The sequence below is a fragment of the Niallia sp. Kr1 genome (assembly GCF_050389805.1).
Taxonomy (GTDB): Bacteria; Bacillota; Bacilli; order Bacillales; family Cytobacillaceae; genus Bacillus_BD.
In genome coordinates, this window is the sequence record NZ_CP130945.1 from 4,588,624 (window position 1) to 4,610,245 (window position 21,622).

Below are 21,622 nucleotides of genomic sequence, written 5' to 3' on the forward strand. Positions count from 1 at the left end.
TGACTTCTCTTTTTACTATTGCTCTCGTTAAATGATGATCACTCTATATTTCTACAAATCTCGACATTCTTCGGGTGGTGACAGGCACCCAAAATTAAGAAAACGAATCAAACTACCAACGAGTCACCATTTCAACGATTTGAGCAGGAACAGAAGTTTCTGCAGGTATGGGGAGCAAAACCTTTATTTCCTACCGCACATTGGGAAACGAGAGAAGTCAGTCGTGATTGTTTTGTATCTTACCGTGGCAAACGATATTCTGTTCCTTATCGTTATGCCGGACAAACAGTAAAAATCAAGGAAACATTAGACCATCATTTAGAGATTTATGATGAACATGAATGTATCGCAAAGCATCCTGTTCTTACAGGAAAAGCAACTACCCATGTACGAATGGAGCATTATGAAGGATTAGAGGCAAAAGGAAAAGGCATGAAAGCGAAGAACGTTGAAGGTTTGGCGACTGATGATCTTCACTCTCATACCTCATCTCCAAATGTAGAAAAACGCCCTCTCGCTGCTTATGCAGCATTGGAAGAAGGTGAATCTGTATGATAAACGAACTCTTATTGGAACGATTACAGAAGCTCGGATGGCATCATACAGCAAACCAACTTGATAGTTTACTAGAAGACGCTTCTAAGGATAATGTATCATATTCTGAGTTTCTTCACACTATCGTTTTACGAGAAATTGAACAGCAAGAATCCGAGCAGCTAAACAAACGAATGAAACGGGCAAAACTGCCTTATACCAAAACGATTCACGAGTTTGATTTTACATTCCAGCCAAGCTTGAGTGAGAAAAGAGTGAAAGAAACTCTAACATGTCGTTTTATTGCCAATGGCGAAAACCGTATTTTATTGGGACCTCCAGGTGTAGGAAAAACTCATCTAGCCATCTCTTTTGCGGTTGAAGCTATTACTCAAGGATATACAGCGTTATTTTTGACGGCTGATGATTTAGTGGCTCAGTGCCGTAAGGCTAATGAGAAAGGGACTCTCCAACGACTCGTAAACCGTTGGAGTCGTCCGGATGTATTAATCATAGATGAGGTCGGTTATTTTCCTTTTGATGAACTGGCTGCCAACGTTTTCTTCCAAGTGATATCAGAACGATATGAACAGGGTGCCATGATTTTAACATCCAATAAGTCTTACCTCGAATGGGGAAAAGTTTTTGGTGACGATGTACTAGCAACAGCCATTTTGGATCGCCTCTTACATCATGCGATTACATTCAATATTAAGGGGGATTCTTATCGTTTACCAGAAAAGAAAAAGGCAGGAATTTATCCTGCCAAACCAACAACTTAACCGTTCATAATGGGGAATTTCATATCGTTGAAATTGGGGAAAATTAAATCGTTGTTGACACCAAACACCCATATCCTCTTTTTATGATAGTAGATAATTATTAAGTGGCTCACTTTTGAAGTGATCGCTCCGGCTCAATTTCATATTGACAAAAACAAAAGATTAGTAGAAATAGTAAACTTACTTGTTACATATGATATCAAAAGAATAAATGAGGAATTTTATGATTTAATTTCTGGAAACAGTGAAAATCCCTTCGGGCTAGATTGGGACGAGTATGATTCATTGGCACCTACAGGGTGTGGACAATCATGAGCGAGGAAATCCGTTCTATGTGTAGGTCTTTAAGACTAGCTTATGTTTCTGAAATTTATGAGTCGATTCCTTTCGAATCACCTTCCCAATTTTTTTAGGGGCATTATTTAAGGAAGAGTTTAGACTACGTGAGCAAGCAAAAGTCCAACGCCTAATTAAAAATGTTAGGTTCTTAGACTCGAAGGGTTTAAGTAATTATGAATGGACCGAAAGGATTAGGTTTCCGACACAGATTGATAAAGATGGTTTAATGAGCCTTGACTTTATCAAGCAAAAACAAAACGTTGTTTTGATTGGCGCTCCTGGGACTGGAAAAAATCGCATTTAGCAACTGGATTAGGAAGAAAAGCATGTGAAATGGGATATGAAGTTAGATTTTATCGTGTATCCACTCTCATCGGGCAATTGGAACAAGCACTGAAACAAGATAAATTGCCTTCCTTTAGAAAGAAGTTTGAAAAGGTAGAATTAGTCATTCTTGATGAAATGGGTTATCTACCTTTCAGTAAGGAAGGCTCAGAACTACTATTTCAGCTTATTGCTGACTGGTATGAACAGAAAAGCCTGCTAATAACATCTAACCTTGAATTTAGTCAATGGAAACGGATTTTTATTGATTCAAGACTAACGGCAGCATTAGTGGATCGTTTAATTCATCATGCCCACGTATTAACGTTTAATGGTGGAAGTTATAGATTATCGAATGCTTTATCACGGGCAAGATAAGTTGAAAAGATTGGGTGGCAAAACTCTGCAAAATTCATTGCGCAACTATGCACTTTTTTCTTGCAAAATACACTTGTCAAAAAAAAGGGGGTTAATCATGATTTTAAATGATTAACCTCTTTTTTTGTATATTACAAATCTATCGTGAAACAAGATTTTTCGAGGCGTCACTGTTACCAAAACTTATCAAATTTGATTTTTTCGATTTTTTACTGTGTCCATATAATAGGGGCTTGACCACAGGTCCAAATATTATTCAGTTGCACTTCAATTCTCCATATTTCGATCTGACTGTTACCTGATAACACAAAAAGTGATAAGCCCTACAAGAATAAGAGGTTAATCATATCTCAAATGATTAACTTCTTATTCTTGTATATTTTAAATCTCTCGTGAAACTTTCTGTGAAACAAGTTTTTTTGGTAGTCACTGTGACGTAACCTTAAATAACGACGAAATTTTGCAGATTGATAGAATGTATAAAAAGTCAACTGTAAGATAGGTGATTGTAAGAATGATTGGTGCCAGGCACCAAATTACACTAAACAAAATACATTTTGGTGTGCTATAATCCACTTTTACTGAAGTCAATAGTTTATATATACAGCCCTGGAATATAACCGTTTTCAAACTAATTATCTTTTTATGTTTGTCCTCTACCTAATAACAACTTATTCAACATTTCCATTTTGCGGATTATATATTTTGAAATATTTACACATAAAGTTATACTGATTATAGTAACCATAAAACAAAATATGATTAACTGATCATCGTTTATTTGGAAACCAGAAACTTTAATTAGTTCTCTATATATTAGTGATACAATAATATTTTGAATCATATAGATATCTAATGAATAAGTACCCATTTTTTTTAATATACTAGAAATATTAAACCTACTTATAAAGTTAGATATAAATAGCACAAGAAATATTCCTACAAAAGCTACTAAAAATCTATATATAATCCTTAATATTTCAAGTAAAAGATTATCAGAACTTATCTTCATTAAGTTGACATAGATATAATCAGATTTACCCCATTGTGACATCAATAATAAATATATCAATAATAAAATAATAAATTTAGCAAACTTTTTATTCACAGACCTAATGTTATATTTTAGTTTATAACAATTTATTAGATACCCAGCTAGAAAAAATAAATAAAAGAATTGAATGTAGTAAATCCCAAAATATATTTTAAATGGTATTAAAATTATAAAGAAAGCAGAAATTATATACGAAAATACACCTATTTTCTTTTCCATATATATTGTAAAGTATAGTATACAATAAAATAAGAAAAGAACATACAGAAACCATATGTTAGGATATACAATTAAATTGGCAACCAACATCTTTAAAAAACCTATAACATTTATTGTTTCTCCAACAATAATATGCTTTAATAACAAAGTTATTAAAACTAAAATAATTGTCCATAAAATGTAAGGTATAAGTATACCATTAGTTTTAATTTTAAAATTATCTTTTAGTGACCTTCGTTGAAGACTAAATGTAGACAAATAACCACTAACAAACATGAATAATGGCATATGAAAAGAATAAATAACTTCAAATAATGGATTTTTAAAAAAATCTATTCCAGTAGGTACAACTGTATATTGCAAAATATGCCCAAAAACAACTAAGAATATCGCAATTCCTTTTGCTATGTCTAATGTGTTATCTCTATGGTTGTTCACTCACCGACCTCCAACAAAATAAAATTCTAAAATCTATAACACCTCCTTGACATATTGTCTAATTAACTAATATCGTTGTTTTGAATCCTTTTCCACTACTACTATTAGCTATGTTTAAGATTAATTTTTTCTTTAATAAAAAATAATGCTTCATCGAACTCTTTTATTTTCATAAAATTTATTAAAAGAATATATACTCCTCCGCTTATTATTATTGTAATAAATAAAGTCAAATATAAACTAAAATTCTCAATTAATATAGCATAGATTTTTAAAGTTAAAAATCCCATAATTACTGATGCTAGAAGAATTTTTAAAAATGTGGAAAATAAATTTTTCATTGAAAAAACACCTATTTTTCTCCTTAAATTAACAAAAAGGAGAATAGCACATAGAATAGATGAGATACTAGTAGCTAATGCAATTCCAGCAATACCCATAAGTTTTGACAATACTATACTAAAAATTATATTTAATACCATTGCAATAGCAGCATTTACTAAGGGAGTCCTCGTGTCTTGCAAGGAGTAAAAAGTTCTATATAGTATTTCTCTAAGACTAACACCTAACATGCCTATTGAATAAAAAAATAGTGCACTAGCTGTCATCTGAATATCTGAATTATCAAAAGCACCTCTTCCAAAAAGAAGTCTAATAATTGGCTCAGCTAGTACCATCGAACCTATTGTTGCTGGTACTACTAACAGCAATATACTAAGAAATGCCTTTGAAACAGTTTCTTTTAGCTTTTTTAATTTCTTTTCAGCACTCATTTTAGAGATCATGGGGTACATTACGGTTGCAATAGGAACTGCAAATAAACCAAATACTAATGCATTTACTCTACTAGCGTAAGAAAGAGATGAAATACCCCCAGTAATTACTTGAGAAGCAATTGTCTTATCTATCAATGTATTAAGCTGATAAACTGACACACCTAACATTACAGGCATAGATAGAGATACCAATTTTTTTATATAAACATCTTTTTTATTTATAATAAATCGATACTTAAAACCCGATTTTTTTACAAATGGAATTATAAATAATAATTGAAAAAAAGCACCTAAAACACTTCCAAAAGAAAGGATATAAATATTATACTCTGAACTAAAAACAAGGGAAAGAATAATTATTAAATTGAGTGGAATACTCAAAATTCCACCTACAACAAAATTATTTTTCAATTGTAAATAACTACTAAATAGAGATGCTAAGATCGAAAAATAAATTGCAAAAATACTTACCCTAGTGAAATTAACTGTAAGATTAAAGATTTCACCCTTAAAACCAACTGCAAATATTTTTACAAATAAAGGTGTAAATATTAAGACTAGTAATATAATTGCACTACATAAAAAGAATAAAACATTTATAATATTACTTGTAAATTCATCAGCTCTTTTTATACTAATTTCATGTTCAATATTTCTATACATAGGAATATAAATACTACCTATTACAGCACCAATAAATGCAATTAGTGTTTGCGGAATAATTAAAGAAATTAGATATGCATCAGTTATATATGATGCTCCATAATAAAATGATAATATTAGCTCTCTAGAAAACCCGATCGTTGTAGATAAAATTGTTAATATCATTAGCATAACTGCTGTTTTCTTCATGAGTTGTCCTCTTTTTAAAAACCTTTCATTTGTTCTTCAAATTTTTTACATAAAATTCTAACTAAATTCAACACCTAATTAAATAATAAAAGAGAAATATACTATTTTGATTATTTTTCTTCTCTCGAATTGCTAGTCAAAAGAAATTTGTTAAATTTCTAACATTTTATATGGCTTAATTCGGAATAATAGATTATTTTATTATTTTCATTTACGAAGACTGACTTATTTTTCTGAGAAAATCATAAACATCTTTTATTACATTATCCCAAAGGAAGTTCTTTCTAATATAGTCTTTTGCCAACATTGAACGTTTTTGTTGTTCATCTGGATTTTCTACAATGTAAAATATCATATCACTTATTTTTTCTGAAGATAATTCATCAATTACAAAGGCTACATTATTGAATGTACTATCCTTAAGAACACTCGTAGATAATACTGGAATTCCACTAGATAAATATTGTATAAGTTTGGATGGAAAGGCAAATTTAGATACGAGATGTTTAGTATCCCTTAAGTTTAATAATAAATCTGCATTTTCAATAACAATATCTAATTCCCCTCTTGGTATTATTCCTCTATAATGAATTCTTGGATCATCTGCAGATTTCCTGATTACTTCATTTTTTAATGTACCATCCCCATATATATTTAAGAAAATATTTTTTAATGGTAGTAGCTTTATTGCACTGATCATTTCGTCAATACCATTGTATCTTTCTAGTGACCCAGCATATACAATATTAAAACATTTATTTTCATTTCTCTTATAAACCACAGGAGATATTTCACTATTATTAATGCCCACTTTACTAATTAAGTAAGGTATGCTTAAATGAAGACTTTTATATGCTTCTTCATTAAATAATATTATACCTCCAATACTATTTAACTTCTTAATACCCAATTGGAAATAAGTGTCAATGAGAAAACGACGAATTCTATTTTTATGTTCAAGCGCTGCCTTATGTGTATCAAATGTATATGAAATTAAGTACGCTTCTTTTTGTTTACAAACCCAACTTAAATTATTTAATATAAAGTAATCATAGCCAAATAATAACATTATCCTTTCTCTATCAATAAAAAGACCGTTTTTTTCAATAGCCTTTTTTATGCAATATTTCATTTTTTTTTCATTTTCAATAGGATACAAAGAAATATCTTTATTTACTTCTTTAATATTTGCTTGTAATGAGATAATACTTACTTTTGCATATTGTGATAATGATCTAGCAAATTCTATTTCAAATACTTGACTCGAAGTATTGACAAGATCAACATTTAATTGTTTTAATGATTTCGAAAGAATTATTATTTCCATTTTCTACTTTTCACCTGTTCTTTTTAATTCTTATTATTTTACTTTGTTCAACATGTACTTTAATTTTTGATAGCTTAATAATGATATGTTATAACGATGATTAAACAGTATTAAATAACTTTTATATTTAAGAATAGCTATTTAAGCGATAGAGCGCTTTAATCCAAAAAAAATTTTACAGAACTATGGAAATTTATTCATTTAAAAAAATCCGAAAAGAATTAAAATCTATAATTTAACCAACTATTGACTATTCTTTACATTTATTCATCAATTTATTTTCACTTTATATATCTAATGCGTTTTTTGTTTTTTTTATCAAAAATGAGCCGTTGAACTATACCGAGTATTAAGCAAAAAATAGTGAAATATTCATTTAACCCAATTAGTACAGGCTCTACAAAAAAAGTAGCAATAAAGGAAGAATACAAGGCTACAATTAATCCTTTTAATAGTGGCGGAAAATCCAACCTAATAACTGTGATCACAGAGATTAATGATATAAGTGTAAATGCAACAAGTAGTGTAAAGGGTATCAAACCCGCCTCATACCCAACATCTAACCAAAGATTATGTGCAGAAAATAACGGGGTATATGTTTCTTTTCCTCCCATAGGATTCTCGAATAAACCTATAAATGTAGCTTTCCAAGCCGCTACTCTTGGGTCTTCTTCTAAGTTTGTTTCTTTAAAACGGTTAAATATATAACTATTTTCTACTATAGATTTTATACCAAAAGTGTTTATATTATACAGAAAGGACAATATAATGAATGTTAACATAACTAGTAGTATGCTTACTAGTTTACGTTTATTTAGTTTATCTGAGAATAATAAAGTAATAAAAAAAGACAAAATAATTATAATTATTCCAGTTCTATTACCTAATTGAATTAATGCATAAGTACTTGCAAAGAAACACACAAAACTTATTAACTTTATCTTATTACTGTTAAGTAAATATTTGTCTTTAATAAATAGAATAGCAAGTAATGACAAGCCAAAAGCCAAAGAAGAATTAAGGGCAGTGGCACTAATAAAATTATTAGTCCAAATATCCACCCCAATTCTCCCAATCGTCTCTCTAGCAGTTACACTTCCATTTCCGTATATCAATGTTGCTTTTAGTGTACTCAAAACTCCATAAATAGTGAATGCTATGATTATTGTATATAAGCTTCTATATGTTTTTTTATAATCTAAGTCTTCTTCAACCAAAAAATTACCTATGATGAAAAACATTGTAGGATATAATAACTTTCCTAATATTGAAATATTACTGCTATATTGGTATATATACAAAAAAATTGAATACGTCATAAAGAAACCAAATAATATAAAAGCAGTTAAATAGAAAGTCTTACTAAATTTACCTTTCAATAAGTATATTAAAACCAAGGGTAAAGTCACCAAAGGGACATATACACCCACATTGAAAAAATTAATACAATAAATAAATATCAGCACTGTCAAAAAAATATCCATTGTTAACCAATGTGTAGAGCTCAAGGGCCTTGATTTAGTCATTGAACCACTTCCTTATTTCACACTCAAATGCAATACCTAGATTAATAATTTTTCCTTCTTAAAGCAAAATTATTTATAGCAATTATCCCTATTTATACTAAGAGATGTCTATAAAGTTATCACAAATATCAATTATCCCTGCCTTTTTTATAATTATTTTTTTAATTTATCCCATGTATTAAAAAAAATAATTAATCTTTTTTGTATTTCTCTTTATTAATAATATAATTAAATAACTCATTGGTTTTTTTTGCCATATTTTCTATGGTATAATACCTTATTTTCATTAAATTATTTCTTGCCATATCTTTTAATAACGTATTATCTTCTAAAATAATTCGTATTGATTTTGCAAGAGTATCACTATCATTAGCTGGAATAATAAATCCATTTTCATAGTTTTTTACTAATTCTAATCCCGCAACGCATTTATCAGTAGTTACAACAGGTAGACCATAAGCCATAGCCTCGTTGATAACTAATCCCCATACATCTCCTCTTGTTGGTAAAACAAATATATCGCTAGCCATATAATACATTTTCAAAACATCTTTAGTCTTAAAATCTACAAAGTGAACATTATTAATTTTAAGTTTTTTAATAATACTAAGGTATTCTTGAGTAGGTTCTCCTCCTATAATATAAATACCATATTCCCGAGGTAATTTAGTACTTGCTTTTAAAAGAATGTCAAATCCCTTTATGTTAATAAATCTTCCTACTGATAAAATCACTTTTTCTTGATTAATATTAAGTTTTTCTTTAATTCTTTCCTTAGTTAATTGATCTACGAGGTCTTCTAAGAGATCTTTTTTAAACAATGATGTGAATGGATAAACAAATATATTCTCTGTTTTTGCACCGTAGTAAACAAGATATTCATTGGTTTGCTTACCGGTACTTAACCAACTGCTAGCAGAACTAATAAAATGTTTTTTTATGAGAAACTTGACCTTATTCTCAATTTTCATAATCCCTCCATCGGAATTAAGAATAAACGGTATTTTTTTTATCTTTAATACTTCAATTGCTAACATTCCCGTTGGTGTACTATAACCACCAATAACAAAAACATCAAATAACCTTTTCTGGATATAGTTTATAACTTCAATACATACAAATATATTTTTACTAATTTTCTTCCCTTTTAAAAAGACAGCTTTAAAATTTTTAAAGTCTTTACCTAACCAAGACTTGTCTCTTTCATTTGTTATTTCCCTTTCAAACAAAACAGTTAGTTCACAGTGTTTGCCTAATTCATTAAAGAAATCAACTCTATAAGGAGAAGGAATATTAACTAAAAACAATACTTTTAATTTGTTTACTTGCATTTAGACAAACACCTCATTATTTAATAGTACCTTAATACAAACTATTTTTTAAAAGATATATAGTCTTCTTTTAAAATATGTCTCTTCTGCAGTTCTTTCATTTTAATATCTATATCAAACTGATAATTAATTCTCGTCATTATAAAACGAAAACCGGTTTTACCATCTAGAAATCCAAACTTATAAATATATAGGTATAAAAAATAAGCTATATTTCTAAAAGGTAATCTATAGAATACCTTTTTTATCTCGGTCATATTTTTCAAATTTCTCCAGTCAATTGGCTCTTTTCTTTCTTCTAATATTCTAAAAGCCTCCATAGTACTGTAATGATTATGTTTAGCTAAATAATCGTGTAAAGATTTATTATCCTTATGAAGTAAATAACCATCTATTTCCATCCATACATCTCTTGTAGGATTTATAGAAGTAATATGTTCATTTATATCTCTTTTAAACTCTACATCTTTATGTCTATATATAGTTTTTCGTTTTAAAGGCCAGAGTCTGTACCTTAAATACTTATCTAAAAAATACATCCTTAGCCTTATAGAAAATCCGACTACATTATCCTTAACATTTTTTAAGTTTTCTTCGATAGATATTTTAACTTCTTCAGTTAGAATCTCATCTGCATCAAGCATTAGTACCCATTCATATTTATAATTAATATTTCTTAAGGCCCAATTTCTTTGATTACTATAATTATCAAATTTTCTATAAAGAATCTTATCAGTGTTTAAATATAAATTTGCATAATCAATTGTCCTATCATCACTATACGAATCTAGTATATAAACGTCATCACTAAAATCCACAAGACTTTCTAAGCATTGTTTTATATTTTTCTCCTCATTGTATGTTAGTATGAGAACACTTATCATAAACATTTACCCCATTTAACAACTTAATTTTTTTCTTGCAATGCTCTATAAAATAAATTTTTCAGTTCATCGACTTTCTGATCAGAATCTATAAATTTTTTCACATACTTAATAGTACTATCTTTAAACTTTAGAAATTCACCTTCTTCTAAATCCACAAGATATTGTAATCTTTTTTTATATGCTTCTGAATCCTCTAAAGAAATGTCCCATCCGACAGAATAATTTTGTAATTCTCTCCAAGGTGTTCTATCACTTATTAATACCGGAATGCCAGCAAACAAAGCTTCTACAATTACATGACCAAAGTTTTCACCAAAAGTAGGTAATAACAAAACATTATTTTCTTTCATGACTCTGTCTACTTCATTATGATCAATACTCCCATTATAATTAACTGTTACATTCTGTGGGAGATTTTTAATTATTTCCTGACACTCTTCCCAGTATGCAACATCTGAAATGGGACCATATATATTAAATTCAATATTTCCGTTTAAATCATTTAATAAATGTAATGCAAATTTCAAATTTTTTACTTCAGTTATCCTTGAAAGAAAAATTATTTTCAAATAGCCCGATTTTTTCTTCACTACTTTTACCTCGTTAATAGGAGCAGGTGAAGCTGATAAGTTTCCAACTTTTACAATTGGAAGATTGTTATTAAAGTTATTTTTTATATCCTGAACTTCAGAATCACTTGTAGCTTGCCATAATAAATTTTTATATAATCCCAAAAATTTAACTAAGTTTATATAGAGTCGCTTTTTCAGTCTTTTTAAATTTAAAGCTCCATTTGATAAATCTCCCCTTGGAAGTATTATTACTGGAGTATTTGGAATTAATTTTAATTTACGTAATAGCAAATACCGAATAGTATACTCCGAAAAAAAACCATTCAAATACACAATATCAAAATCCAAATCACTAATAATTTCTTTCATATTCTTAATAGTTGCATTTTCCGAAGAATGATAAAATACCATTTCATTCCTAACCTTATTCCATTCATCAACTTTAATTCCCTGATAAGGCTGAAGGTCACAGAAATCTCTATCCTGCGTTACTATATAAAAATCAAAAGAATCTTTTAATCTATCTGCCATATTTGCAATACTTCTAATTGGTCCACCTGCTTTATATCCAGGTAAATAAGTTCCGTTAAATGTTAGAATTTTTATCTTATTATTTATTTTATCCACGAATTACTGATCTCCTTATAGACCGGTATTTAACATTAATTTTTTTGAAAGTTTAATATATATATACTAAAATAATAATGATTGACTATAGTCTCCAATATAAATAACCTAGCTCTTCTGCTCTCTTTTTATTAAAAATTCCTTTTATATCAGTTAAGACAAGTGAACTTGAAGTTCTTTTTATTGTTTTAGGCTCCTCTAAAGCTGCGGCTACCTCGTTATTAATAAGATCGAAATTTGGAACCTCATCTTTATAGAACTGTCGTATATCTTCTAAATTCATTTTTCTAAAACAATCATGTGGCACTGCAAAAACCACAGCATCCAAACCTTTTAATTCTTCCACACTATATAATTTGATTCCATATTCCTCAAATACTTCTTTTTGATCAACTAATGGGTCTACTACCATAACTTCCACACCGTAATCATTAAGTTCATCGATGATATCTGTTACTTTTGTATTTCTAACATCTGGACAATTCTCCTTAAATGCTAGACCAAATATACCTACTCTAGATCCCTTAATTTGTTTATCAGCCTTTATCATACTTTTAATAATATTTTCGGCTACATACTTTCCCATATCATCATTAATCTTTCTACCAGAAAGAATAATTTGCGAATGATAGCCTAATTCCTCCGCCTTATAAATAAAATAGTAAGGATCTACACCAATGCAATGACCACCAACTAAGCCTGGAGAAAAATTTAAAAAATTCCACTTTGTACCTGCAGCCTCTAGTACAGCCTTTGTATCTATTCCCATCTTATTAAATACCATAGATAACTCATTCATAAAGGCAATGTTTATATCTCTTTGAGAGTTCTCAATAACCTTAGCTGCTTCAGCAACTTTTATACTTTCTGCACGATGAACCCCTGCTTCGATGATTAATTCATAAGTATTTGCAATTATATCTAGCGACTCATCATCCATACCTGAAACAACTTTCACAATAGTTTCAAGTCTATGGACTTTATCACCGGGGTTTATTCGCTCAGGAGAATAACCAACTTTAAAGTCCTGTCCATATTTTAATCCAGATTCTTTTTCCAATATTGGAATACAAATATCTTCGGTCACTCCAGGATAAACAGTTGATTCATAAACAACGATCGAACCTTTTGTTAAATTACGACCTACTGTTTTACTTGCTCCAATTACAGGAGAAAGATCTGGAATTTTGTTTGAATTTACAGGAGTCGGTACAGCAACAATATGAAATTTACAGTCCTTTAATTTTTCCTCATCGCTAGTAAAAGCTACCGAAGTTTCTTTTAATGCTTCATTACCAACTTCATTTGTTACGTCTATCCCATTCCTATAGAATTCTATTTTTCTCTTATTAATATCAAAACCAATCACTTCTACTTTTTTAGCAAATGCTACAGCAAGAGGCATACCAACATATCCTAATCCAATAACTGAAATTTTTTCTTTTTTATTTTTTACCGCTTCATACAAATTCACTTTATTCACCCTTCCCCCAAACAACCCTATTTACATAATCTGTATATGACAATATTATCCTCAATACTTTATCCGATACATTAGGCATACTATAATCCCCTACAGGTCTTAATGTATCTTTTTCTTGAGTTTCTAAAATTTCTAGCCCCTGTAAGATTCTTTCTTTCCTCAATCCTACCATCATCACGGATGCTTCTTCCATTGCCTCTGGTCTTTCGTGGGCTTGCCTAATGTTAAGTGCTCTAAATCCCAGAATAGAAGACTCTTCACTAATCGTACCACTATCACTTAGTACAGTTTTTGCCTTAGTTTGAAGTTTTACATAATCATTAAAACCCAAAGGTTTCATTATTTTTACTAAAGGATTAAACTCTATTCCTTTAGCATTAATCATATTTCTAGTTCTAGGATGTGTACTAACAATTACAGGCAAATTGTATTTCACAGCAATGGCATTTAAACTATCAACTAAATCAATGAAGTTAGTTTCCGAATTAATGTTTTCTTCTCTATGTGCTGATACTACAAAATACTTTCCTTCATCAAGTCCTAATCTGTCTAATACTTCTGACCTCTCAATATCATCTTTCCTAGAGTTAAGAACTTCAAACATCGGGCTTCCAGTTTTAATAATTCTATCTGATGGAAATCCCTCTCTAAGGAGATATTCCCTTGCAATATCACTATAAGTTAAATTTATATCAGCGGTATGATCCACTATTTTCCTATTCGTTTCTTCTGGTACTCTTGCATCAAAGCATCTGTTACCTGCTTCCATATGAAAAATAGGAATATGTCTTCTCTTTGCAGCAATAGCACATAAACAGCTATTAGTATCTCCAAGTACTAAAAACGCATCTGGTTTAACTTCTTCCATAATAGGATCTATTTTAACTAAGATATTACCAATTGTTTCTACCGCTGTTCCTGTTGCTGCGTTAAGAAAGTAATCTGGCTTTTTTAGATTAAAGTTCTTAAAGAAAACTTCATTTAATTCATAATCATAATTTTGGCCCGTATGAACAAGAATATGTTCAATTGCATTTGACTCTTCTAATTTATTAATCACAGCTGATAGTCTTATAATCTCAGGTCTTGTACCAACGACTGTCATAACTTTTAATTTCTTCATTCATCATACCTCCAAGAAATAAGTATCCGGTTTTTCTAAGTCAAAGCATTCATTAGCCCACATTACCGTTACAAGATCACTTTCTCCCACATTTACGATGGAATGTGTATATCCAGTAGGAATATCAACAACCTGTAGTTTTTCTCCGCTCACTCTATATTCAATAAATTCATTAGAGTCAATCTTTCTAAATCGGATTAAACCTTCTCCGCTAACAACTAAGAATTTTTCATTTTTAGTATGATGCCAATGATTTCCTTTTGTAATCCCAGGTTTTGAAACATTTATAGAAACCTGCCCTCTCTCAGGTGTTCTTATAAATTCTGTAAAAGATCCTCTATGATCAGTATTCATTTTAAGGTCATAAGAAAACTGATCCTCTGGTAAAAAGCTTAAATACGTACTATAAAGTTTCTTAGTTATAGCGTCTTCCATATTAGGAATGCTTAAATTTGTTCTGCTTTCCCTAAAGCTTTTTATAAGAGCTGCTAATTCTCCAAGTTTAATAATATGTGTTACGGGTACAACACAATAATCATCATCCTGTATAGTCGGGTTACCCTCTAGCGCTTTTATAAATTCATCTAACACATCATCTATATAACAAAGTTTAAGCTCTGCTTCCGGATTGTTGATCTGGATGTCTAAACCTCTAGCTATATTATGACAATAAGTTGCCACCACAGTATTATAGTTTGGCTTACTCCATTTACCAAATAAGTTAGGTAATCTATATACATAGACTTTTACATCAGTTTCTTTCCAATAATTAAATAATAAATCCTCTCCAGCCTTTTTACTTCTACCATAAGGGTTATCCTTTTCCGCTTGAATAGATGAAGTAATAAGTATAGGAGATTTATTACCATTTTTCTTTAATAACTCTAACAAACTGGAAATTAAACCATAATTACCTTCCATAAATTCACTCTCATCATTAGGTCTGTTTACTCCTGCTAAATGAAATACAAAGTCACATTTTTTTGTGTAGGTATCAAGTAATGAAGGATCACTTTCCCTAGTAAACTCAAATATATCGTTATACCCTCTATTTTTAAGTTCAGCGATAAGGTTTTTCCCTACAAATCCTTTCGCTCCCGTAACAAGAATTTTCATCAATTATTACCACCCTTTAGTTCATTACGTGAATCTTTTTATTCCATTCCTTTAACTCATCTTGGACATAATCTAACTCAAGTAATTTCTCTTTAATTTGTTCAACCGTTAAAATTTGTGTATTATCTGAATTATATTCTTCGACAGTAGTAAGCTTTTGATTTCCTTCTGCAAAATACTTATCATAGTTAAGATCCCTTTGATCCGCAGGTACTCTATAGAAACCACCCAAATCCTCTGCTACTACATATTCCTCTCTAGTAAGAAGAGTTTCAAATCGCTTTTCTCCATGACGAGTGCCTATTACTTTAATATCGTTATTTGCATTAAACAATTCCTTTACCGCTTGAGCAAGATCACCAATTGTACTAGCTGGAGATTTTTGAACCATAATATCTCCTGCCTCAGCATTTTGGAAAGCAAATACTACTAACTCAACTGCCTCTTCTAAACTCATAAGAAATCTTGTCATATTAGGATCCGTAACCGTTAAAGGCTGTCCATTTTTAATTTGTTCAATAAATAATGGAATAACCGATCCACGTGAGGCCATCACATTACCATATCTAGTTCCACAAATAAGTGTCTGATCAGCATCAACAATTTTAGATTTAGCAACAAATACTTTTTCCATCATTGCTTTTGAAATACCCATAGCATTAATTGGATAAGCTGCTTTATCAGTTGAAAGACAGATTACCTTTTTTACCCCATAATCAATAGCAGCTGTTAATACATTATCTGTACCCATTATATTTGTTTTTACAGCTTCTAAAGGAAAAAATTCACAAGACGGTACTTGTTTTAGTGCTGCTGCATGGAAAATATAGTCAACACCATGCATAGCATTTTTTACACTTGCAAGGTCCCTTACATCACCAATATAGAACTTTAATTTATCATTTTTATAAAGCTTTCTCATATCATCTTGCTTTTTTTCATCTCGGGAAAAAATACGAATTTCCTTTATATCACTATTTAAGAATCTTTCCATAACAGCATTTCCGAATGAGCCTGTCCCGCCAGTTATAAGTAAAGTTTTATCTGTAAACATCTTTTTAGTCCTCCAATTTAATTAAGATATTATCTAATTCTGATATAAATTTGTTCTTACTATAGTTTTTAATGTAATAATCATATGAGTTTTTTGCCATTTTTTCTTTTTTATCACTATTACAAAAATCTATTATTAATTTAGCTAACTCTTTATAATTCTCTGCAGAACAGCATAATCCACAGTTAGCCTCTTTTATTACATGGCTCCCTTCGCCATTAATAGCCCCGATAATCGGTTTACGAGCAGCCATATAAGACTGCACTTTACCAGGCAATGTATATGAAATAGTCTTGTTATCTTTAAGAGTAATTAACATTGCATCTGCCAATCCATAATAATGTGGCATTTCACTAAGAGGTCTTCTACCATAGTATATAATGTTATCTAACCCCAATTTATTGGTCAGTAATTTGCATTCCTCTAATTTAGATCCGTCACCAACTATATGAAAAGTAATATTAGAGTGTTCACGTAACTCATTAGCTGCTTTGATTATCGTTTCTACACTCTGCACATCACCAATATTTCCGGCAAAAACAAAATTATATTTATCATCTTTAGAAACTTCGATAATATCAGTAAATAAATCTTCAGCATATTGCGGTAGATGATTTATTTCCTTATTATACAATCCAAAAGTACTCCTAAAATATTCTTTAAACATACTAGAAGTGACTGCTATGGAATCTGCTGAGTTATAAATCCATTTGGATATCTTTAGAAAAAACTTATAAATTATTGAATCTTCTTTAATTCCACCAGCAGCTAGACTATCAGGCCAAAGATCTAGGCAATATAGTAAAATCTTTTTCTTATGCTTCCTTTTATAAACAATTGCTGGAATACCCATCATTACAGGCGAAAGTTGATTAACTAATATTACATCAAACTTTTCTTTCATAAAAAACGCCTTAATCGATCCCGAGACGGCAAAGCTAAAATAGTTTAAGAAGAGCCTTAACTTACTATTTCCACGACCTATTTCAAAACTGCGGATGACTTTTACACCATTTAACACTTCGTTCCTATTTTTACCATACCGGTAACCATCAAGTACTTGACCCTCTGGATAATTGGGCAGACCAGTAAGTACTGTTACATCATATCCCATTTGTACTAAGGATTCACATATATCTGAAATACGAAAAGGTTCCGGATAGTAATATTGGCAGACAACCAAGATTTTCATTTAAAATTAGCCTCCAAATTCTATTGAACCTTTTTTAAATATTCTTCAATTTCAAGTTTTAATCCCTCAGATAAGGGCATGGGTTGATAACTGAAATCTTTAGTAGCACATTCATGTGAAAAGCTTCTATCTTCTCCCATTCTCTGAACCTTCTCAATATAGTCAACTTTTCCAAGGGAGCAGATTTTTAGAACCCTAGCCATAAAAACACCTAATGCTAAAGGTACACTAATAAAAGTAGTCTTCTTATCCAAAATCTTACTAATCAAAATAAACAATTCCTTCATTGAAATAGGTCTTTCACCAGATAAAATATAATCTCCACTTATAATATTTGAATTCATTAATACCTGAAAGTACGCTTTTCCTAAATCTCTTCCATTAACAGGTTGCAAGAGATTCCTACCTTGATTAATAACCGGAAATAACCTTAATTTATCAACCATTTTTATAAAAACAACCATATTTCTATCATTGATGTATCCATAAATCATTGTAGGTCGTAAAAAGATAAGTCCTATTTTTGAATTGTTTTCTTTTATAATTCTTTCAATATTTTCTTCAATAATCTTATATTCTTCTGACGCACTCTTATATTTTGAATAAATGCCAGTTGTATGAACTAGAATAGCTCTCTTAACATCGTTCTTAATAGCTGCTCTCATTAAAGTATCTGAGTAAAAGATAGATGCTATGTGCATGACAGTAGTAATACCTATCATAGCCTTATTCATAAACTCTTGATCTTCTAAATCTCCAATTACCTTTTCTATGTTTAGCCCTGAATTATCAATCAATGATGTATCAGAATTTTCCCGGATAATACAACGAATAGGACCTTGGTATTTGTTTTTAATAAGCTCTTTCAAGAAATACTTGCCACTATGTCCTGTAATTCCTGTAACCAATAACATTAATTTCTCCACCTCAACATGTTTACTTTCTAGAAGAGCCTGTCAACTTATTACCTTCAACTCCCCTATTAACACCAGTTCCACCTTCAACAACCCCATCACTTTTAACAACACTTACAATTGTTCCAAAGAAACACTTAACATCCATCCAAAAACTAATCTTTATAATATACTCACCATCCAGCTTCGCCTTTACATCAATGGGGAGTTCATCTCTACCATTAATCTGTGCCCATCCTGTTAAGCCCGGTCGTACATCATTAGCGCAATATTTATCTCTCTCAGCAATCAAATCATATTGATTCCAAAGAGCAGGTCTTGGGCCAATAATACTCATCTGTCCAACAAATATATTCCAAATCTGTGGAAGTTCATCAAGAGAAGTTTTTCTCAAAAACTTACCCATTTTTGTAATATATTGATCTGGATTCTCTAACAAATGTGTAGGAGTATCTTTAGGAGTGTCTATTCTCATTGTCCGGAACTTTAAAATGTTGAAGTGCACTTTATTTAACCCAACACGTTTCTGCTTAAATAATACTGGACCCCTTGAATCAAGTTTAATTGCAAGAATTAGAATCAAGAAAATAGGTGATAAAACAATAAGTCCAGTTAAAGAAAGAATTATATCAATCAATCTTTTTATCTTCATATACACTATTCTACACCCCACATTTAATTTATTTTAACTTAGTAGAATAGGACTTAGTTGGATATAAATATTAAGAATTCCATTTAACTCCTACTCTACTAAACTTTAAAAGAAAAAATTGTTAAGAAGTAATTCTATAAACTTGAACTACTTCTTAACATAAAATATTACATACTACTTACCAACGACTTCGTTTCACTAAACTTAGTATTAGCAATCCCCACAAGAGTTTCCTTCATCTCACCAGGAGTCTGGTCCAAGAGAGCCTCAACAACCTCATAAAGTTCACGTTTCCCCATAGGCTCTGCCTTCCCAATAAAAATTTTAGGAAACACCTGCTCCTTTTGCACTTCATTTTCATTCAACAATTCCTCATACATCTTCTCCCCAGGACGAAGTCCTGAAAACCGAATTCCAATCTCCTCAACCGAGTAACCCGAAAGGGTGATCAAGTTCTTAGCAAGGTCCACAATTTTAACCGGTTCACCCATATCTAAGACAAACACTTCGCCACCACGAGCAAGCGCCCCAGCCTGAATCACAAGCCGTGAGGCTTCAGGTATTGTCATGAAGTATCTAGTAATATCAGGATGCGTCACCGTCACAGGCCCACCAGCTTGAATCTGCTTTTTAAACAGTGGAATCACACTCCCTCGACTCCCAAGCACATTCCCAAAACGTACCGCAACAAACTTTGTCTTACTCTCCTTCGCCAAGTTTTGAATAATCATCTCAGCAAACCGCTTCGTAGCCCCCATCACATTCGGAGGATTCACAGCCTTATCAGTCGAGATAAGAACAAAGTTCTTCACTCCAAAAGCATCAGCTGCTTCCGCCACATTACGAGTCCCAAAAATATTATTCTTCACAGCCTCTGTTGGATTATACTCCATCAACGGGACATGCTTATGCGCTGCCGCATGATACACCACATCTGGCTTATACTCTGCCATTAAATCAAAAATCCGCTCTCGGTCCTGAACATCAGCAATAATCGGAGTGATTTCGAACTCATTTTCATACTGTTTGCGCAATTCCATATCGATCGTATAAATACTATTTTCCCCATGACCTAACAAAAGCAATTTACTCGGAGAAAACCTTGAAATCTGCCGACAGATTTCTGAACCAATCGATCCCCCAGCGCCTGTCACAAGAACGATTTTTCCTGTCAGCTTCTCTGAAATACTTTCCATATCTAACTCAATTGGCTCCCGACCGAGCAAGTCCTCAACTTCCACATCACGAATTTGACTAACAGAAAGTTTGCCCGTCACTAGATCTTCTATTAACGGGAGAATCTTTGTTTTCGCTTTGGTTTGCGAACATTGGTCATAAATCCTTTTCATTTCTTTTTTGGTTAAAGATGGAATCGCAATGATGATATTTTCAACCTTATTTTTTTCAACAATACTAGGTATATCTTCAGTTCTCCCTTTTACATCAAGCCCATAAATTTGCAATTTATACTTAAATGGATCATCATCAACAAACGCAACTGGATACAAATCGGCATCATTATTTTTTAACAACTGTCTTGCCACCATCGTCCCAGCAGATCCGGCACCAACTATCAACGTCCGTTTCCGATTTGGGTTTGGGGTAATATAATGATCCCGGAACATCCGCCACGAAAAACGAGATCCTCCTATTAAAAGGATATGTAACATCCACGTAATTCCTAATACACGGAAATAGACATTATGTCCAAAGATCGATTGAACAACTGCCGTTACCGCAATGGCGAATGTAACAGCTTTTACAATTGCAATTAATTCTCCAACACTAGCATACTGCCACGCTTTTTGATATAGATGATAAATAGAAGCAAATAAATGATGGCTGATTAACAATGAAATAGCACTCACCCATATCATCGGCTCAGTATATACTTTCATAGTTGGGTTTAAAAACAAATAACCGATAAAAATAGATGTTAATACAATCAAAGAATCCAAAGCAACTAGAAACGGAATTCGTTTTTTATAACTCATTCGCAACTCCCTCTTTTTAAAAATGATATCTATTAAAATAAAAATAGTGTTTAACGACAATATACATCACAGGATATATATTCTGGTTAAACACTAGTTTTGGTTATTGGTGCATGGCTTAGTTTTTT

The 21,622-nt window shown here is 31.1% G+C and carries 17 protein-coding genes and 2 pseudogenes; 4 read left to right on the forward strand and 15 right to left on the reverse strand.

Translation table 11 applies throughout. The features are described from left to right. Positions 1–159: 159 nt before the first annotated feature. From Q5760_RS22585 to istB (Q5760_RS22600), 4 genes and pseudogenes are all read left to right on the forward strand, one after another. Positions 160–372: pseudogene (locus Q5760_RS22585) on the forward strand (Mu transposase domain-containing protein); the annotation flags it as partial. A gap of 21 nt (positions 373–393) precedes the next feature. Further along, positions 394–555 carry a hypothetical protein gene (locus Q5760_RS22590; RefSeq protein ID WP_428909801.1) on the forward strand — a complete coding sequence of 54 codons (162 nt, stop codon included), beginning with the start codon at positions 394–396 and terminating at the stop codon, positions 553–555. Continuing rightward, positions 552–1,316 carry an IS21-like element helper ATPase IstB gene (gene istB / locus Q5760_RS22595; protein ID WP_428909802.1) on the forward strand — a complete coding sequence of 255 codons (765 nt, stop codon included), beginning with the start codon at positions 552–554 and terminating at the stop codon, positions 1,314–1,316. The genes Q5760_RS22590 and istB (Q5760_RS22595) overlap by 4 nt, the downstream gene beginning before the upstream one ends. A 311-nt stretch (positions 1,317–1,627) precedes the next feature. Next, positions 1,628–2,357, forward strand: a pseudogene (gene istB, locus Q5760_RS22600) (IS21-like element helper ATPase IstB). 643 nt (positions 2,358–3,000) lie between these two features. Here the strand turns inward: istB (Q5760_RS22600) and Q5760_RS22605 are convergent. The 15 genes from Q5760_RS22605 to Q5760_RS22675 form a co-directional block, all read right to left on the reverse strand. Beyond that, positions 3,001–4,068 carry an acyltransferase family protein gene (locus tag Q5760_RS22605; RefSeq protein WP_428909803.1) on the reverse strand — a complete coding sequence of 356 codons (1,068 nt, stop codon included), beginning with the start codon at positions 4,066–4,068 and terminating at the stop codon, positions 3,001–3,003. Between the two features lie 104 nt (positions 4,069–4,172). After that, positions 4,173–5,696, reverse strand: a complete 1,524-nt coding sequence (murJ, locus tag Q5760_RS22610; protein ID WP_428909804.1) for a murein biosynthesis integral membrane protein MurJ — start codon at positions 5,694–5,696, stop codon at positions 4,173–4,175. A 211-nt stretch (positions 5,697–5,907) separates the two neighbouring features. Next, positions 5,908–7,023 carry a glycosyltransferase family 4 protein gene (locus Q5760_RS22615; protein ID WP_428909805.1) on the reverse strand — a complete coding sequence of 372 codons (1,116 nt, stop codon included), beginning with the start codon at positions 7,021–7,023 and terminating at the stop codon, positions 5,908–5,910. A gap of 281 nt (positions 7,024–7,304) precedes the next feature. Beyond that, a complete protein-coding gene (locus tag Q5760_RS22620; protein ID WP_428909806.1) occupies positions 7,305–8,549 on the reverse strand; it encodes an O-antigen ligase family protein in 1,245 nt (414 codons plus the stop codon). A gap of 191 nt (positions 8,550–8,740) precedes the next feature. Next, the gene (locus tag Q5760_RS22625; RefSeq protein ID WP_428909807.1) at positions 8,741–9,880 is read right to left on the reverse strand and encodes a glycosyltransferase family 4 protein; all 1,140 of its coding nucleotides are present in this window, start codon (positions 9,878–9,880) and stop codon (positions 8,741–8,743) included. A 41-nt stretch (positions 9,881–9,921) separates the two neighbouring features. Then, the gene (locus Q5760_RS22630) at positions 9,922–10,764 is read right to left on the reverse strand and encodes a glycosyltransferase family 2 protein (RefSeq protein WP_428909808.1); all 843 of its coding nucleotides are present in this window, start codon (positions 10,762–10,764) and stop codon (positions 9,922–9,924) included. Positions 10,765–10,787: 23 nt separating this feature from the next. After that, on the reverse strand, positions 10,788–11,966 hold the full coding sequence (locus Q5760_RS22635; protein ID WP_428909809.1) for a glycosyltransferase family 4 protein: 1,179 nt from the start codon (positions 11,964–11,966) through the stop codon (positions 10,788–10,790). Positions 11,967–12,051: 85 nt separating this feature from the next. After that, positions 12,052–13,440, reverse strand: coding sequence for a nucleotide sugar dehydrogenase (locus tag Q5760_RS22640; RefSeq protein WP_428912664.1), 1,389 nt, complete (start codon positions 13,438–13,440; stop codon positions 12,052–12,054). Position 13,441: 1 nt separating this feature from the next. After that, a complete protein-coding gene (gene wecB, locus Q5760_RS22645) occupies positions 13,442–14,572 on the reverse strand; it encodes a non-hydrolyzing UDP-N-acetylglucosamine 2-epimerase (protein ID WP_428909810.1) in 1,131 nt (376 codons plus the stop codon). Positions 14,573–14,575: 3 nt separating this feature from the next. Continuing rightward, a complete protein-coding gene (locus tag Q5760_RS22650; protein ID WP_428909811.1) occupies positions 14,576–15,688 on the reverse strand; it encodes a capsular polysaccharide biosynthesis protein CapF in 1,113 nt (370 codons plus the stop codon). 16 nt (positions 15,689–15,704) lie between these two features. Further along, on the reverse strand, positions 15,705–16,742 hold the full coding sequence (locus tag Q5760_RS22655) for a polysaccharide biosynthesis protein (RefSeq protein ID WP_428909812.1): 1,038 nt from the start codon (positions 16,740–16,742) through the stop codon (positions 15,705–15,707). 4 nt (positions 16,743–16,746) lie between these two features. Next, positions 16,747–17,934 carry a glycosyltransferase family 4 protein gene (locus Q5760_RS22660; RefSeq protein WP_428909813.1) on the reverse strand — a complete coding sequence of 396 codons (1,188 nt, stop codon included), beginning with the start codon at positions 17,932–17,934 and terminating at the stop codon, positions 16,747–16,749. 20 nt (positions 17,935–17,954) lie between these two features. After that, positions 17,955–18,848, reverse strand: a complete 894-nt coding sequence (locus tag Q5760_RS22665; RefSeq protein ID WP_428909814.1) for an SDR family oxidoreductase — start codon at positions 18,846–18,848, stop codon at positions 17,955–17,957. Positions 18,849–18,870: 22 nt separating this feature from the next. After that, entirely contained in the window at positions 18,871–19,506 is a 636-nt protein-coding gene (locus Q5760_RS22670) for a sugar transferase (protein WP_428909815.1), read from the reverse strand. A 161-nt stretch (positions 19,507–19,667) separates the two neighbouring features. Then, on the reverse strand, positions 19,668–21,494 hold the full coding sequence (locus Q5760_RS22675; protein WP_428909816.1) for a polysaccharide biosynthesis protein: 1,827 nt from the start codon (positions 21,492–21,494) through the stop codon (positions 19,668–19,670). Positions 21,495–21,622: the final 128 nt, after the last annotated feature.

Bases quoted from the DNA above. Each gene is read 5' to 3' on its own strand.
- Q5760_RS22590 (WP_428909801.1), top strand. From the start codon at position 394: ATGGAGCATTATGAAGGATTAGAGGCAAAAGGAAAAGGCATGAAAGCG.
- istB (WP_428909802.1), top strand. From the start codon at position 552: ATGATAAACGAACTCTTATTGGAACGATTACAGAAGCTCGGATGGCAT.
- murJ (WP_428909804.1), bottom strand. From the start codon at position 5,696: ATGAAGAAAACAGCAGTTATGCTAATGATATTAACAATTTTATCTACA.
- Q5760_RS22615 (WP_428909805.1), bottom strand. From the start codon at position 7,023: ATGGAAATAATAATTCTTTCGAAATCATTAAAACAATTAAATGTTGAT.
- Q5760_RS22620 (WP_428909806.1), bottom strand. From the start codon at position 8,549: ATGACTAAATCAAGGCCCTTGAGCTCTACACATTGGTTAACAATGGAT.
- Q5760_RS22625 (WP_428909807.1), bottom strand. From the start codon at position 9,880: ATGCAAGTAAACAAATTAAAAGTATTGTTTTTAGTTAATATTCCTTCT.
- Q5760_RS22630 (WP_428909808.1), bottom strand. From the start codon at position 10,764: ATGATAAGTGTTCTCATACTAACATACAATGAGGAGAAAAATATAAAA.
- wecB (WP_428909810.1), bottom strand. From the start codon at position 14,572: ATGAAGAAATTAAAAGTTATGACAGTCGTTGGTACAAGACCTGAGATT.
- Q5760_RS22650 (WP_428909811.1), bottom strand. From the start codon at position 15,688: ATGAAAATTCTTGTTACGGGAGCGAAAGGATTTGTAGGGAAAAACCTT.
- Q5760_RS22655 (WP_428909812.1), bottom strand. From the start codon at position 16,742: ATGTTTACAGATAAAACTTTACTTATAACTGGCGGGACAGGCTCATTC.
- Q5760_RS22660 (WP_428909813.1), bottom strand. From the start codon at position 17,934: ATGAAAATCTTGGTTGTCTGCCAATATTACTATCCGGAACCTTTTCGT.
- Q5760_RS22665 (WP_428909814.1), bottom strand. From the start codon at position 18,848: ATGTTATTGGTTACAGGAATTACAGGACATAGTGGCAAGTATTTCTTG.
- Q5760_RS22675 (WP_428909816.1), bottom strand. From the start codon at position 21,494: ATGAGTTATAAAAAACGAATTCCGTTTCTAGTTGCTTTGGATTCTTTG.